A 14,187-nucleotide genomic window follows, 5' to 3' on the forward strand; every position below is an offset into this window, starting at 1 on the left:
GCGACATTTTTTTTGGGCGCCCGCTTGGCATGCGGCGCCCATAATCCGGGCCTCGGTCTGCACTTGCGGCCGCTCCGCGCCCCTTCGCGCGCCTCCTCCCATGCAGATTGATTTCACCCATTTCACGCCGTGGCTGTCGCTGGCCGGCGGGCTGGTCATCGGCCTCGCGGCGGCGCTGATGATCCCGGGTCTCGGCCGATTGCCGGCATCAGCGGCATTGTCGGCGGCCTGCTGAAGCTGCCGCACGGCGACAGCGCCTGGCGCGCCGCCTTTGTGATCGGGCTGTTGCTGGCGCCGTGGCTGGCGGGCGCGTTCGATGCCATGCCCGCGGCGCAAATCGATGCCGGCTGGGCCGAGGTGCTGGCGGCCGGGCTGCTGGTAGGCATCGCTGGTGCTGGGCAGCGCGGCGTTCGCACTGGTAGCGCTCGGTGCCGGCTATGCCAAGGCCTGGGGCTTTGTCGGCGCCATGCTGGCAGGCATGGCGCTCTACGAGATCGCGGAGCGGCGCGGGCGCTGACGCAGCGCAGCATCCGGCCCTCGTGCCGTGCGGGCGATGCGCGAATGCAGCAAAGGCTGGCCCCTGGCGGCCAGCCGGTTTAAGATTGCGCGATTATCGGACAACAAGCCCAGACAACACACCTCCCAATGGATGTCCTCCGCCCCCTCGGTCTTGGCCATGCACAGGCCGACACCGTCCGCGTTGCCCGGCCCCAGGCCGACCTGCTCGCCAGTTTTGCCGGCGATCCCAACTTCATGCTGTCGCTGGCGCGCGGGCTGACCGTGCTGGAGGCCTTCTCGGAACGCAAGCGCCCGCTGACGATCTCGCAGGTGGCGCAGCGCACGCAGCTGTCGCGCGCCTCGGTGCGCCGCTGCCTCTATACGCTGGAACAGCTCGGCTACGTCAGCCAGCAGGATGGGCAGTTTGCGCTGCGGCCGCGCGTGCTGCACCTGGGCCACGCCTATTTCTCGTCGACCTCGCTGGTGTCCCTGGCGCAGCCGATCCTGGACAACCTGAGCGCACGCATCCACGAGACCTGCACGCTGGCGATCCTGGACGGCACCGACATCCTGTACCTGGTGCGCTCCGAAGTGCAGCGGGTGCTGAACTATTCGCTGGGCATGGGCAGCCGCCTGCCGGCCTACTGCACCTCCAACGGCCGGCTGCTGCTGGCGCACCAGCCCGCCACGGTGCTGGACGGCTTCTTCGAGCATGCCGAGCTGCGCCCGCGCACGCTGCAGACCAAGGTCTCGCGCCAGGAGCTGGAAGCATGCTTCGAGCGCGCCCGCGAAGTGGACTACGTGATCGTCGATGAAGAGCTGGAACCGGGCCTGCGCGCGATGGCCGTGCCGGTGCGCTCGGCCTCCGGCATCGTGCTGGCGGGGCTGAGCGTGAGCGTGCGCGCCGCGCGTGTCTCCGAAGCGGAGATGATCTCGCGGCTGCTGCCGCCGATACGCGAAGCCGCGGCGGCAATCGGCCGGCTGATCGGCTCCTGATTGCCGCTTACTAGTCCGCTAACTACCCGCGCAGCCGCGCGGGTCTGAGCATGGCCGCGGTCACGCCGTGGCCGGCAATATGCCGCGGCATCCGCTACGGTGCATCAGCCCCGGTGCGCCAGTTCCAGCGCAAATACCAGCCGCTGCAGGAAGTTCTCTATGCGCCCGTCCGGATGGATGAAGGCGCAGCCGAAATGGTGGATGGCGCTGTCGTCATGGCCCACCAGCCAGTGGCCAACCACCTGCAGGTCCAGCTCAAGCTTGCCCAGCTCGCGGAAGTCCAGCCGGCACTTGCCGACCGTGGTGCCGACCGGCAACTGCTCTGCCGAGACCGTCTTCGAGCGCAGCCCCACGCCCGACAGCGACAGGTCGGCGATATCGAGCCCCAGCACGGTCTTGTCTGACATGTGGATCTCGCAGCGGTAGCCCCTGGTCACCAGCGTGCGCGCGCGGAAATGACGGCGGCGCTGGAAGTGGTAGAGCTTCTCCGGGAATTCGACAACGAAGGCCGGGCCTTCCTCATAGCGCGTGGCGCCCGGCTGGCCCACCACGAAGTTGACCGGCACGCCGCGCAACAGCCCCGAGAAGGCGTTCTCCTCCGAGGTCAGCAGCGACATCCGTTCGGGCTCTGTATTGCACCAGTCAAACACGAAGGTGCGGTCGACCGGGTCGACGTGCAGGACCGACGTGACGAACTGGTGCCCGGTGCGGGTGCGCACGCTCAGCATGCACTTCTGCCAGGACAGGTCGCGCAGCACGGTGCCGATCTGCGAGTTGTGCGTCAGGCGATAACGCTCATCCGCCGGCTCAATGTCGGATTCGGCGCCGTTATCGGCTGGCCCGGAGGCATCGTGCTGATTCATGGATTCACGCAACGTCTGAAGTGGCTGGGATCGCCGGGTACGGGGGCTTGGGCCTGCCGGCCGCGCGCATGTTAAGCGCCTGCCCCATTGCCCGGCAAGACTCATGGTCTCACTTCGGCAGATCTGTGGCAGAACTTAAGCACAGACTTCCGGGGGGTAGCGCGCACGCCGCTTTCAGGCGTCCAACGGCGATGGCGGCGGCGCAGCAAGCGTTGCCTGCGCCTCTTCGCGCAACCAAGCCAGCAGCACCAGCCGGCGCGTGTCGTGTTCAAACGGTGCGGGCGACAGCAGATGATAGGCCGATCCGTCGGCCACAAAGTCGAATGGCGCGGCCAGCCGGCCATCGGCGATCTCGTCAGCGGCCATCAGCTGCGAGGCCATGGCCCAGCCCAGCCCCGCGGCGGCGGCCTGCAGGCTGAGGTAGAAATGCTCGTACCAGGCGTCGCCTTCGCACTGCACGACGGCGGCGGCATCGCCGCGCACCGCCTGCCAGCGCTGCCATGCCTCGGGCCGCGTGCGCGTATGCAGGCGCGCCGGGACCGTGGCCGCCCCCTGCGCAAGCTGCGGCCGACACACCGGCCCTACCCGTTCCTGCGCCACCTCGCGCGCGTGCCAGCGCGCATCGAAGGCAAAGTCATTGCGCCGCAGTGCCAGGTCGGCGCCGCTGCGGGTGAAGTCGATCGGCCCGCCCGCGGCCATCAGGTGCAGCGGGATATCGGGATGGCGCGCGGCAAAGCGCGGCAGCCGCGGGATCAGCCAGCGCATGGCGATGGTCGGCTCGCATGACAGCACCAGCGCCCGCCCCGGCGGCTGTGTGCGGATGCGCGCGGCGGCGCCGGCCAGCACCTCCATCGATTGCGTGGACGCCGCAAACAGCGTGCGCCCCGCCTCGGTCAGGAAAACCCCGCGGTTGCGCCGCTCGAACAGCGCCACGCCCAGCGTGTCCTCGAGCTGGCGGATCTGCCGGCTGACCGCGCCATGGGTCAGGTGCAGTTCCTCCGCCGCCCGGACAAAGCTTTCGTGGCGCGCCGCGGCCTCGAAGAATCGGATCCAGCCCAGCCAGTGCATCAGTCAGTTTTTCTCACGTAATTGCGCGAGTATATATCGGTTGTGGCGGTCCTTTCCGGCCCGCAGAATTGGGTACGCCCGGATCTCCCGATGTGGCGATCTCCGGATAACTGCAACGTAATCTGACAGAAAATGCCCCCAATCGCCGAATCCCTGGCGGTCGCCGCCGTGACCGTGCTGGCCGTTGTCAGTCCGGGCCCGGACTTCGCCATGGTGACCCGCAACAGCTACCTGTACGGTCGCCGCGCCGGCCTGCTCAGCGCGTTCGGGATCGCGCTGGGGGTACAGGTGCATGTGCTCTATACGATGTTCGGGGTGGCGCTGCTGATGACCCATGCGCACAGCGTGCTGACGGTGGTGAAGATGCTGGGCACGGCCTACCTGGTGTGGATCGGTATCCAGACGCTGCGCAACCGCGAGGCGCTGGCAGTAGACCTGCAAGGTGCGCGCACGCTGCGGCCGTGGGCGGCGCTGCGCATGGGCTTCCTGACCAATGCGCTGAACCCGAAGACCACGCTGTTCGTGGTCAGCACTTACACCCAGGTGGTCGATGCGCGCACGCCGGTGCCGGTGCAATGGGCTTATGGCGGGTTCATGTCGATGGCGCACCTGGCGTGGTTCAGCCTGGTGGCGTGCGTGTTCACCGCGCCCGCGCTGCGCGCGGCGATGCTGCGGCGCCAGCGCCTGCTGGACCGCGCCATCGGCTCGGCCTTGTGCGGGCTGGGCGTGGCGCTGGGGCTCAGCAACCTGGCGTAGGGCCAGCCTGCGTCAGTGGCCAGGCCTGGCGCACGAGATGCTGGGGGCCTTGCGGGCCGAGCCGGCTTTCGAACAGCACCAGCCGCCGCACGTGCCAGGACTCGCTTGCCAGCGTGCGGTGCGTATCGAGCCAGGCGCGCAGCACGCTTTCCGGCACGGACGGCTTGCAGCGCGCCAGCGTCAGGTGCGGATGGAAGCGCCGCCGCTCCGGGGTAATGCCCGCGGCCTCGGCCAGCGCCTGCCCGACATCCGCGTGCAGGGCGCGCAGCGCGTCCAGGCCGGGACCTGGCGCCAGGCCTGCCCACAGCACCGAACCCTGGCCGCTGCGAAAGCGCCCGGTGCCGGCCACCTGAAGCAGGAAGGCGGGCGCGCGGATGCTGTCGAGCGCGGCCTCCAGCGCTGCGCCAGGCACGTTGCACTCACCCAGGAAGTGCAGGGTCAGGTGGACCTGCTCTGGCGCTGCCGGCCGCACGCCGTGCGCGGGCGGCAGGGTCGACAACAGCCATGCCGCCTGCGCGGGCGGGACTTCCACGGCAATGAACAGGCGCGGCATGGCAGCGCAGCCAGCGCGATCAGCCTGGCGTGGTGCCGATGCCTTCGCGTTGCAGCAAGGCGCGCTTGCGCTCGATGCCGCCGGCGTAGCCGGTCAGTGCGCCGGCACTGCCCAGCACGCGATGGCAGGGCACGATCACCGACAGCGGGTTGCGTCCCACCGCGCCGCCGACTGCGCGCGCATGCGTGGGCGGCAGCCCCAGGGCGCGGGCCAGTTCGCCGTACGACGCGGTCTCGCCGCAGGGGATGGCCAGCAGCGCCTCCCACACGCGCTGCTGGAACGGGCTGCCGGCAAAGCGCACCGGCACGGTGAAAGTATCGCGGCGGCCGGCGAAATAATCGGCCAGTTCCGACGCGGCGCGGTCGAGCACGGCGGCATCGGCCGGCCGCACGTCGCGGCTGTCGGCAATGCCCGTGGGGTGGTATTTCTGCCCGGCGAAGAAGAGGCCGGTCAGGTGTGCGCCTTGCACGCGCAGCAGGATGGTCCCGAGCGGGCTGTCAATATGGCGATAGCTGGTCATGTGATCGTCTCCGGTTCGGCCGCGGCGCTGGCCGCGTCCTTCATCGCTTCATAGCGATGCCACAGGTGGATGGCGGCGTAGGCACGCCACGGCGCCCATTGCGCGGTGCGCTCGTGCATCGCACGCACGGTACTGACGCCCAGCACCTTGCGCAGCGCATAGTCAGTGCCCGGGAAGGCATCGGGCCAGCCCAGCGCGCGCATGGCGACATACTGCGCGGTCCAGTCGCCGATGCCGCCGACCTCGCGCAGCGCCGCCACGGTCTGCTCAGGCGGCGCGTGCGCATCGAGCGCCAGCGTGCCGTCGGCCACGCGCTGCGCCAGCGCCAGCAGCGTGCGCGCCTTGCCAGCTGAGACCCCGGCATCGCGCAAGGCTTGCCCTGGCAGGGTGGCAATGGCGGCGGCAGTCGGGAACGTGTAGTGCAGGCCGTCGGGGGGCGTGCCGTCCAGCGCCTGCCCCGCATGCTGCGCCAGCGCGCCCAGGATGCGCCGCGCCTGCACCACCGAGATCACCTGCCCCACCACCGCGCGCACGGCGATCTCAAAACCATCGACGCTGCCCGGCAGGCGCACGCCCGGCATTGCCTCGGCAAGCTCGCCCAGGTGCCGGTCCACCACGTCCGGGCGGCAGCCCAGGTCGCACAGGCGGCGCACCTTGCCCAGCGCCTGCGGAATCACGCGCGCCAGCGAGGCCGACAACGTGACGCGCAGCACCAGCCGGCGCGGCACGTGTTCGATGCGTACCCAGCCGGTGTGCGTGCTGCCGCCGGCATCCACCAGCAGCGTGCGCATATAGGTGCCGTCCCCGATGGCCTCGATGCCGTCCACCGCGCGCGTAGCCAGGAAGCGCAGCCATGCGTCCCAGGCAAACGGCGGACGGTAGCCCAGGTCGAACACCAGCCGGTCGGCCACGCCGTCGGCGGCGCGGCGCCGCAGCGCCAGCGGCGTCAGGCCGTAGCGGGTCTTCAGCACATCGTTGAAGCGGCGCACGCTGCCGAAACCCGCCGCCAGCGCCACTTCGGTCACCGGCAGCGCGGTGTCGGCCAGCAAGCGCTTGGCCAGCAGCAGCCGCTGCGTCTGCGCGTACTCCAGCACCGACACGCCGAACTGTGCATCGAACAGGCGCCGCAGGTGGCGCTCGGTCACGCCGATGCGCGCTGCCAGTGCGGCCACGCTGCCTTCCGCCATGAAGCCCTCGTCGATCAGCGTGGCCGCGGCCTGCGCCAGCCGGCCTGAAATATCGGCCAGCCCATGCCCGGGCGCCAGCTCCGGACGGCAGCGCAAGCAGGGGCGGAAGCCATGCTTCTCCGCCGCCGCGGCGCTCTCATAGAACGTGCAGTTTTCGCGCTTGGGCGTGCGTACTGCGCACACCGGCCGGCAGTACACGCCCGTCGACGACACGCCCACGAAGAAGCGTCCGTCGAAGCGGCGGTCGTGCGAGGCCACGGCCTTGTAGCAGGTATCGGGATCGAGGTGCATGACGGCATGCTACCGCTACCTGCAACGACTTACCCGCTGGATTCGGACATTTCCCTCTGGCGCGGAGGCGTGGGCTGCGGCACAGTTCCTGGCAGGGGCGGCGGCTAGAATGCGCTTCGTGCCTCACCCACCAACTCACTGCCACCGCCCGCCCGGAGACGCCATGCGCCGCACTGCCCTGCACCTGTCCTTGCTTGCTTCGCTTGCCTGCGCGCCGGCGTTGGCGCAGCCAGTGCAGACCGCCCCCGCGGCGACGCCTGCCAGGGCCACGCAGGTGGCGTCGGTCGAAGGCATCACCGAATACCGCCTGCCCAACGGCTTGCGCATCGTACTGGCACCGGACGCGGCCAAGGCCACCACCACCGTCAACATCACCTACCTGGTCGGCAGCCGCCATGAGAACTATGGTGAGACCGGCATGGCCCACCTGCTCGAGCACCTGCTGTTCAAGGGCACGCCAGCGCTGCCGGACAAGACCATCCCGACCGAGTTCGCGCGGCGCGGCATGAGCGTGAACGGCACCACCGCGCAGGACCGTACCAACTTCTTCGGCACCTTCAGCGCCAACGACGACAACCTCGACTGGGCGCTGCGCATGGAAGCCGACCGCATGGTCAACAGCGTGATCTCGCGCGCCGACCTGGACAGCGAGATGACGGTGGTGCGCAACGAGATGGAAATGGGCGAAAACAGCCCCGGGCGCATGCTGATGCAGCAGACCATGGCCGCCGCCTACCGCTGGCACAACTACGGCAAGGCCCCGATCGGCGCGCGCAGCGACGTGGAGCAGGTCAGCATCGACAACCTGCGTGCCTTCTATCGCCGCTACTACCAGCCCGACAACGCGGTGCTGGTGGTGGCCGGCAAGTTCGATCCCGCCGCCACGCTGGCACGCATCGAGCGCTACTTCGGGCCGATCCCGCGCCCGACGCGCGTGCTGCCGCCCGAGCATACCGTCGAGCCCGCACAGGAAGGCGCGCGCGAGCTGGTAGTGATGCGCCCCGGCGACAACAGCCTGGTCGCCGCGCAGTACCACGTCAGCCCGGGCGCGCATCCGGACAGCACGGCACTCTCGCTGCTGACCATCATCCTCGGCGACACGCCGGGCGGGCGGCTGTACAAGGCGCTGGTCGAGCGTGGCCAGGCCGTGTCGGTCGGCACCGCGCTCTATGCGATGAAAGACCCGGGCGCGCTGCTGCTCATGGTCGAGACGTCCAAAGACCAGCCGCTCGCGGCCGCGCGCGCCGGGCTGATCACGCAGGTCGAGGGCTTTGCCGAGGCGCCCGTGACCGAGGCCGAGTTGGAACGTGCGCGCGTGCGCATGCGCAACGCGTACGAACACTACATGAACGATCCCGGCGCGCTCGGCATTGCGCTGTCCGAGGCCATCGCCAAGGGCGACTGGCGCCTGTTCTTCCTGGCGCGCGATCGCATCGAGACCACCACGCTTGCCGACGTGCAGCGCGTGGCGCTGAACTACCTGCAGGCATCGAACCGCACCGTGGGCGTGTTCCTTCCCGTCGAGCAGCCGTCGCGCACGCAGGTGCCGCCGGCGCCCGATGTCACCGCCATGGTCAGCGGCTACCAGGGCAGGCAGGCAATGGCCGCGGTGGCGGCGTTCGATCCCAGCCCCGCCAATATCGAGGACCACACCACGCGCCAGACGCTGGCCAACGGCATGCAGCTGGCGCTGCTGCCCAAGCCCGCGCGCGGTGAAGTGGTGCACGGCACGCTGGTGCTGCGCATGGGCGACGTGCAGAGCCTGCAGGGGCTGACCACGGTGGGCGCGCTAACCGCCTCCATGCTCCGGCGCGGCGCGGCTGGCATGGACCGCCAGCAGATCGCCGACCGCATCGAGGCGCTGCGCGCGCGCGTCGGCATCTCTGGCGGCTCTGAGCGCGTGACCGTCAGCTTCGATACGCGCCGCGCGCACCTGCCGGAACTGCTGGCCTTGCTGCGCGACCTGCTGCGCGCACCGACCTTCCCCGAGGCGGAGTTAGAAACGCTGCGCAAGACCAGCATCGCGGAAATCGAAAGCATCCAGCGCGAGCCCGGCGTGATGGCGTCCAATGCGCTGGGCCGCCATGGCGACCCCTACCCCGCGGGCGACCCGCGCCATGCGCGCACCTTTGCCGAGAACATCGACGACCTGCAGGCCGTCACGCTGGCGCAGGTGCGTGATTTCCACGCGCGCTTCTACGGCGCGGGCCACGCGCAGCTGAGCCTGGTGGGCGACTTCGATGCCCCGGCCGCGGCCGCGCAGGCAGCGCAGTTGTTCGGCGACTGGAGCGCGCCACAGCCCTACGCGCGCGTCGAGCGCCCCTATGTGCCGATCCCGCCGGCGGAGTTCACGCTGCCCGCTCCGGGCAAGGCCAATGCCATCTACCTGGCCGCCGCGCCGATCGACCTGACCAACGACGCGCCGGACTATGCGCTGATGATGATTGCCAACCGCGTGCTCGGCGGCGCCAGCCTGCGCGGCCGCCTGGCTGACCGGCTGCGCCAGCGGGAAGGCCTGAGCTATGGCGCGAGCAGCTGGGTGCAGGTGGGCGCGCTCGACCGCGCGGGACGCTTCGGCCTGCAGGCGCAATACGCACCGCAGAACCTGGCGCGCCTGCAACGCGCCATGGCCGAGGAGCTGGAGCGCTTCGTGCGCGACGGCATCACCGCGCAGGAACTGGCCGAGGCCGTCAGCGGCCTGCTGCAGCAGGGCATGGTCAGCCGCAGCAACGATGCCGCGCTGGCCGGCGCGCTGGCCAACCAGCTCTACCTGGGCCGCACCATGGCCTTCACCGCCGAACTCGAAGAGCGCCTGCGCAACGCCACGCCGGAAGCCGTCAACGCGGCCATTCGGCGCTACATGCAGCCAGGCACGCTGTCGCGCGTCTATGCCGGCGACTTCAGCGGCGCACCGGCGCAGGCGGGCACGACCGGCAGCGGAAGTGGCGCCGGCGCGCCCGGGAGCACAGGCAACGAAGCGGCCGGCGCGGCACCGCAGGTGCAGCCCTGACATACGCGGGAAACAATATTCGGCTGCACTGGCGAAAGGCCGCAGGCGCGGCCTGCGCAACATCGCGGCGGCAAGGCAGGGAGCGGTCGGCAGGCGTCCGGTGCAAGCCCCTTGCCGCGACCCCGGGTTGACTGTATATTCGTACAGTATAAGTCGATATAAGAGGTGTGGATGTCAATCGTGCGAGCTGGCAGCAAGGCAGAAGCGCTCAGGCTTCTGGCCTCGGAAGGCGTGCTGGCGCTTGAGCTGGACTACGAGACAGGATGGCAGGATGCCGTCGAACTCGGCAGGCTCGGAGAAAAGCGCGGTATCAAGGTGCAGTATCGCGGACAAGAAAGCATCGCCGTCCGTTCCCGCGAAGCCCTGATCGAAGGGCTGGCCAAACCCAAGGCCACGTTCCGTCAACGCAATCTCTATTGCCAGTTCGATCTGGGCACGCTGGCGGACCATGAACTGCTCGACCTCGAGGCCAAGGCCACGCGGCTCGGGGACTATATCCTCGCCGGCCACCTGCTGCGCGATGTCGATGGCGTGTGGCCGCAATAAGCGGCTTGCGCGCACGTCAGACCATTAGAAGAGAAAAAAGCCGCCATGCAGGCGGCTTCCGTCACATTGCGCTGAGCCCGTTCTTCGTGCCCGGTGCCCCGGTCAATGCCACACCCGCGTGGCGTTGGCCCAGCGCGCCGCGCACGACGACTGCGCCAAGGCTGCGTCGATCACTTCGTTGGCGGCCTCCGCCGCTGGCACCGCCGCGGCAGTATCCAGCGCCGCGCGCCACAGCACCGCCGACACCAGCGTCTTGCATTGCCGCCGTTCGCCATGCGCAAGCGCCAGCAGCCGCTCATAGCCGTCCAGCACGATCAGCCGGTCACCACGGCGCGGATGCAGCGACAGCGTGTAGAGGTGGTCAAACTCGCATTGCAGGCTGCCGCCGTTGACCGCGACCACGATGGCACCCGGCAACGCAATGCCGCTGGCCTGGACCTCGCCACGCAGGCGCGCCAGGTGCGCGTGCGCGCGTGGATCGCAGGTGCCGCCCACGCCGCCCGCCATCTCTGCCGGCAGCGCGCTGAGTGCCATCAACTCGGCCGGCGACACCGCCAGCGTATAGGCCTGCAGCGTGGGACGATAAGTTGCCACCACGGCGCGCAGCCGGTGCGGCGCGTCGCCATCATGCCCTGCCTGCAGCGGGCTGTCCGGCCCGCGTAACTGCATCGTGTTCACGTCGACTCCTGCCGCGCGGGGCGTTTACTGGGTCAGTCGCGCAGCAGTTGCTTGGCGATGATCAACTGCTGGATCTGCGTGGTGCCTTCATACAGGCGCAGCAGGCGCACGTCGCGGTAGAAGCGCTCGGCCTTGTACTCGGCGATATAACCGGCGCCGCCATGGATCTGCACCGCGCGGTCGGCTACGCGGCCCACCATCTCGGTACAGAACATCTTGGTGCACGAGGCCAGCATGCTGACTTCTGGATCGCTCTTGCCGGCGGGCTTGGCATCGTAGCGCTGGGCGCAGTCGCGCACCATCGACAGGCCGGCGTACAGCTCGGCCTGGCTGTCAGCCAGCATGCCCTGGATCAGCTGGAAGTCGCCGATGGGCTTGCCGAACTGCTTGCGTTCCTTGGCATACGCCACCGCGTCGGTGATCAGGCGATGCGCCATGCCGCAGGCCAGCGCCGAGAGATGCAGGCGGCCGCGGTCGAGCACCTTCATCGCGGTCTTGAAGCCGACGCCCGGCACGCCGCCGATGATGTTGGCGGCCGGCACGCGCGCGTTCTCAAGCACCACGTCGCAGGTCTTGGTGCCGCGCTGGCCCATCTTCTTGTCCGGCTTGCCCAGCGAGATGCCCGGGGTGTCGGCCGGCACGATGAAGGACGAGATGCCCGAAGCGCCCGCACCGCCGGTGCGCGCCATCAGCGTGAAGGCGCCGGCGCGCGGCGCGTTGGTGATGAAGCGCTTGGTGCCGTTGATGACGTAGTGGTCGCCGTCGAGCTCGGCCTTGGTCTGCAGCGAAGCCGCATCGGAGCCGGCGTTCGGCTCGGTCAGCGCGAACGAGATGATCAGCTCGCCGCTGGCGATGCGCGGCAGGTACTGCTGCTTCTGTTCCTCGGTGCCATCCATCAGGATGCCCTGCGAGCCGATGCCGACGTTGGTGCCGAACACCGAGCGGAAGGCAAAGGCGGTATGGCCCAGGTCATAGACCACATCGCATTCCTGCGACATCGACAGGCCGATGCCGCCGTAGTTCTCGGGGATGGAGATGCCGAACAGGCCCATCTCCTTCATGTCCGCGACGATCTCGGCGGGCACGTCGTCGGTTTCCTCCAGCGTGTCTTCGGCGGGCTTCAGGCGTTCGTCGATGAAGCGCTGCACCGAGGCGCGCAGCAGGGCAAAGGATTCTTGGTCAAGGGCCATGGTGATTCTCCGGGTCAAGCCAGTGCGTCAGTCTGGCCGCCTATGGTACGCCGGTCGCGAGATTTGACAATCCACTGAAACTTGGACAGAAGCGTCAATAAAATTTGACAATCGCAGCGGGCCTCAACCCCATGTGGCGGATAACAGGCCCGCCACACCGATGGCCAGCGCCGCCAGCGCATCGCCCGCGATCAGGCCGCCACCGACCAGCGATGCGGTGCTCATGTCCTGCGGCAAACCCTGGGCCGGCCTTGCGGGTCTGGCCACGGCAGCGGCCAGGCTCGCCATCACTCCGCCGGCCGCCATCCACCCGGCCGCCGCCAGGTTGACGAAGCCACCGAATGACGACGCATAGGGCGAGGGCAGGATCACCGCATCGAGCAGGAAATCGGCCACCCGCCCGCGCCGGCTGGCTTGCGCAAAGCGCTGCCATGCCGGCCGGCCGAGGATGGCCTTGCGCAATACCGCGGTGGCCAGGCCGAGCCCCAGGCCCGTTGCCACCGCCACATGCTGGCCGGCACGGCTTTGCGCCAGCCCGTGCAGCACGCCCACGATCTTGTATGTCATGGCCGAGGTCCAGCGCGCCGGCTGCTGGTCGGCCGGCAGGCTGGTCTGGTCCAGCGCCAGCACCGGGTAGGCATGCATGAACAGCCGTGCCATCGCCACCGCAACCAGCGCACCCACAACGATGCCCGCCACCTGGTAGCCGAACTGCACTATGCGGTCGCTGCCCAGGCGCCAGCCGGTGGAGCGGTCCTGCTGCATGTCGCTCGCCTCGGCCGTGGCCACCAGCAAGACCGTGGCGGCGATCAGCCCGACATGGGGCGCGCGCAGCCCGGCGGCGGCCATCAGGATCACGGACAGCACGAAGGCGGATGAGATCGGGTTCTGGTCGACCATGCCGACCGAGATACCGTTGACCAGCGCAAACACCAGCACCAGCAGCACCGCCATCAGCTGGAAGCCCAACGGCTGGCCGAACCAGGCAACGCCCGCCGCCACCGTGGCCGCGCCCCATAGCAGCGCCCAGGCCGCCACCCAGCCCATGCCCGGCCCGCGCCGCGGCGCAGAGTGCCGCGGCGCGGGCCCCGCACGCCACTGGCGGCACGCCTGCGCCAGCAGCAAGGCCACATCGACGGCTGCCGCCCCCATGATCATGCCCAGGGCTACCAGGAAGGTTGCCTTGCGATAGGGCTCGCCAGTCGCCATCCAGCCCGCGGCGACAAACCACGGGGTCATGGCCCAGCCGGCCAGCCCGCCCACCAGCGCGGCAATGCCCACGCGCGCGCCGACAATCATCCCCGCGCCGAAGGTCGCAGCCGACAGGTCCAGCGCCGCCAGCCACGGCATGCGCGCCGCGCCCAGGCCGCAGCCCAGGCCCAGCGCCATGCCGCCCCCAAGCCGGGCCACCGAACGCCGCAGCAGCGCCGGATCGGTCAGCGCGCGCAGGATATTGGCCACGGCCAGCCCCGACGGAAAGGTCAGCTGCATCCGGTCCACCAGCAATGGCGTGTACAGCATGCCCACGCCCACCCCGAACATGCCGATGCACAACATGTACAGCACCAGCTGCCACAGCGGCGGCTGCGCCATGCCCAGCCACGCCATCGCCTGCAGCACCACGGCCATGCCGCCCATGCCCGCCACCGACGCCGCGGCGGTCTGGATGTAGTTGGCGCCGTGGCGCCCGGGCGCGCCATAGCCCGCCGTCACCACCGAGCCGAGGATGCCCGCCAGCACCTGCCCGCCGACAAAGAAGCCCAGCGAGAAATTCATATACGCGGCAGCGATGCCGCCCAGCGGCCCCAGCACAAGCATGCCTGCCGCGCCCAGCAGCACGTGATACTGCCAGCTGCCCGGCGAGGGCAGCCAGGTGGCACGGGGTGCGGCATCGGTCGGGAGCGTTGGCATGGCGCGGCGCGCGGGCTGAGGCAGTGTGCCTCTTGCGAAGCATAGGCCAAGGCCGCCCTGCGGCGATGTGCGACTTGTCTCCGACTTTCGCCGGACGGTCGATGCCCGGCCGGGTTAACA

14 protein-coding genes are annotated in these 14,187 nt (G+C 69.4%); 6 read left to right on the forward strand and 8 right to left on the reverse strand.

What is annotated here, in order from left to right:
• The first annotated feature begins 100 nt into the window (after positions 1-100).
• From AC1Q7H_RS12920 to AC1Q7H_RS12930, 3 genes are all read left to right on the forward strand, one after another.
• Positions 101-235, forward strand: coding sequence for a hypothetical protein (locus AC1Q7H_RS12920; RefSeq protein WP_256449231.1), 135 nt, complete (start codon positions 101-103; stop codon positions 233-235).
• 156 nt (positions 236-391) lie between these two features.
• A complete protein-coding gene (locus AC1Q7H_RS12925) occupies positions 392-517 on the forward strand; it encodes a hypothetical protein (protein ID WP_013954067.1) in 126 nt (41 codons plus the stop codon).
• 128 nt (positions 518-645) lie between these two features.
• Positions 646-1,494 carry an IclR family transcriptional regulator domain-containing protein gene (locus AC1Q7H_RS12930; RefSeq protein WP_013954068.1) on the forward strand — a complete coding sequence of 283 codons (849 nt, stop codon included), beginning with the start codon at positions 646-648 and terminating at the stop codon, positions 1,492-1,494.
• A 104-nt stretch (positions 1,495-1,598) separates the two neighbouring features.
• Here the strand turns inward: AC1Q7H_RS12930 and AC1Q7H_RS12935 are convergent, their stop codons facing one another.
• Together AC1Q7H_RS12935 and AC1Q7H_RS12940 are read right to left on the reverse strand one after the other, a co-directional pair.
• Positions 1,599-2,357 carry a flagellar brake protein gene (locus tag AC1Q7H_RS12935; protein ID WP_041228754.1) on the reverse strand — a complete coding sequence of 253 codons (759 nt, stop codon included), beginning with the start codon at positions 2,355-2,357 and terminating at the stop codon, positions 1,599-1,601.
• Between the two features lie 174 nt (positions 2,358-2,531).
• Positions 2,532-3,425: a LysR substrate-binding domain-containing protein gene (locus AC1Q7H_RS12940; RefSeq protein WP_153954292.1), complete on the reverse strand. Its 894-nt coding sequence runs from the start codon at positions 3,423-3,425 to the stop codon at positions 2,532-2,534.
• A gap of 132 nt (positions 3,426-3,557) precedes the next feature.
• Here AC1Q7H_RS12940 and AC1Q7H_RS12945 point away from each other — a divergent pair, with 132 nt between their 5' ends.
• On the forward strand, positions 3,558-4,181 hold the full coding sequence (locus tag AC1Q7H_RS12945) for a LysE family transporter (RefSeq protein ID WP_153954293.1): 624 nt from the start codon (positions 3,558-3,560) through the stop codon (positions 4,179-4,181).
• Here the strand turns inward: AC1Q7H_RS12945 and thpR are convergent.
• From thpR to AC1Q7H_RS12960, 3 genes are read right to left on the reverse strand one after another with little or no spacing between them, the layout of a single operon-like run.
• Positions 4,165-4,734, reverse strand: coding sequence for an RNA 2',3'-cyclic phosphodiesterase (gene thpR, locus AC1Q7H_RS12950; RefSeq protein WP_013954072.1), 570 nt, complete (start codon positions 4,732-4,734; stop codon positions 4,165-4,167). The two genes, AC1Q7H_RS12945 and thpR, sit on opposite strands and share 17 nt — an antisense overlap.
• 19 nt (positions 4,735-4,753) lie before the next feature.
• Positions 4,754-5,254, reverse strand: a complete 501-nt coding sequence (locus tag AC1Q7H_RS12955; protein WP_013954073.1) for a methylated-DNA--[protein]-cysteine S-methyltransferase — start codon at positions 5,252-5,254, stop codon at positions 4,754-4,756.
• Positions 5,251-6,732, reverse strand: coding sequence for an AlkA N-terminal domain-containing protein (locus tag AC1Q7H_RS12960; protein ID WP_492379707.1), 1,482 nt, complete (start codon positions 6,730-6,732; stop codon positions 5,251-5,253). The genes AC1Q7H_RS12955 and AC1Q7H_RS12960 overlap by 4 nt, the downstream gene beginning before the upstream one ends.
• 163 nt (positions 6,733-6,895) lie before the next feature.
• Between AC1Q7H_RS12960 and AC1Q7H_RS12965 the strand changes: the two genes are divergently transcribed.
• Positions 6,896-9,742: a M16 family metallopeptidase gene (locus AC1Q7H_RS12965; protein ID WP_492379708.1), complete on the forward strand. Its 2,847-nt coding sequence runs from the start codon at positions 6,896-6,898 to the stop codon at positions 9,740-9,742.
• Between the two features lie 171 nt (positions 9,743-9,913).
• Positions 9,914-10,288, forward strand: coding sequence for a hypothetical protein (locus AC1Q7H_RS12970; protein ID WP_010811174.1), 375 nt, complete (start codon positions 9,914-9,916; stop codon positions 10,286-10,288).
• Positions 10,289-10,390: 102 nt separating this feature from the next.
• On the opposite strand, the gene AC1Q7H_RS12975 is transcribed toward AC1Q7H_RS12970, so the two are convergent.
• The 3 genes from AC1Q7H_RS12975 to AC1Q7H_RS12985 form a co-directional block, all read right to left on the reverse strand.
• Entirely contained in the window at positions 10,391-10,966 is a 576-nt protein-coding gene (locus AC1Q7H_RS12975) for a hypothetical protein (protein ID WP_041228757.1), read from the reverse strand.
• Positions 10,967-10,998: 32 nt separating this feature from the next.
• Positions 10,999-12,156, reverse strand: coding sequence for an acyl-CoA dehydrogenase family protein (locus AC1Q7H_RS12980; RefSeq protein WP_013954077.1), 1,158 nt, complete (start codon positions 12,154-12,156; stop codon positions 10,999-11,001).
• Between the two features lie 123 nt (positions 12,157-12,279).
• Complete coding sequence (locus tag AC1Q7H_RS12985) at positions 12,280-14,067, reverse strand: OPT/YSL family transporter (RefSeq protein WP_013954078.1); 1,788 nt, start codon at positions 14,065-14,067, stop codon at positions 12,280-12,282.
• Positions 14,068-14,187: the final 120 nt, after the last annotated feature.

It is taken from the genome of Cupriavidus sp. GW823-FHT06D04 (genome assembly GCF_058795055.1).

Bases quoted from the DNA above. Each gene is read 5' to 3' on its own strand.
- AC1Q7H_RS12920 (WP_256449231.1), top strand. From the start codon at position 101: ATGCAGATTGATTTCACCCATTTCACGCCGTGGCTGTCGCTGGCCGGC.
- AC1Q7H_RS12930 (WP_013954068.1), top strand. From the start codon at position 646: ATGGATGTCCTCCGCCCCCTCGGTCTTGGCCATGCACAGGCCGACACC.
- AC1Q7H_RS12935 (WP_041228754.1), bottom strand. From the start codon at position 2,357: ATGAATCAGCACGATGCCTCCGGGCCAGCCGATAACGGCGCCGAATCC.
- AC1Q7H_RS12940 (WP_153954292.1), bottom strand. From the start codon at position 3,425: ATGCACTGGCTGGGCTGGATCCGATTCTTCGAGGCCGCGGCGCGCCAC.
- AC1Q7H_RS12945 (WP_153954293.1), top strand. From the start codon at position 3,558: ATGCCCCCAATCGCCGAATCCCTGGCGGTCGCCGCCGTGACCGTGCTG.
- thpR (WP_013954072.1), bottom strand. From the start codon at position 4,734: ATGCCGCGCCTGTTCATTGCCGTGGAAGTCCCGCCCGCGCAGGCGGCA.
- AC1Q7H_RS12955 (WP_013954073.1), bottom strand. From the start codon at position 5,254: ATGACCAGCTATCGCCATATTGACAGCCCGCTCGGGACCATCCTGCTG.
- AC1Q7H_RS12960 (WP_492379707.1), bottom strand. From the start codon at position 6,732: ATGCACCTCGATCCCGATACCTGCTACAAGGCCGTGGCCTCGCACGAC.
- AC1Q7H_RS12965 (WP_492379708.1), top strand. From the start codon at position 6,896: ATGCGCCGCACTGCCCTGCACCTGTCCTTGCTTGCTTCGCTTGCCTGC.
- AC1Q7H_RS12970 (WP_010811174.1), top strand. From the start codon at position 9,914: ATGTCAATCGTGCGAGCTGGCAGCAAGGCAGAAGCGCTCAGGCTTCTG.
- AC1Q7H_RS12980 (WP_013954077.1), bottom strand. From the start codon at position 12,156: ATGGCCCTTGACCAAGAATCCTTTGCCCTGCTGCGCGCCTCGGTGCAG.
- AC1Q7H_RS12985 (WP_013954078.1), bottom strand. From the start codon at position 14,067: ATGCCAACGCTCCCGACCGATGCCGCACCCCGTGCCACCTGGCTGCCC.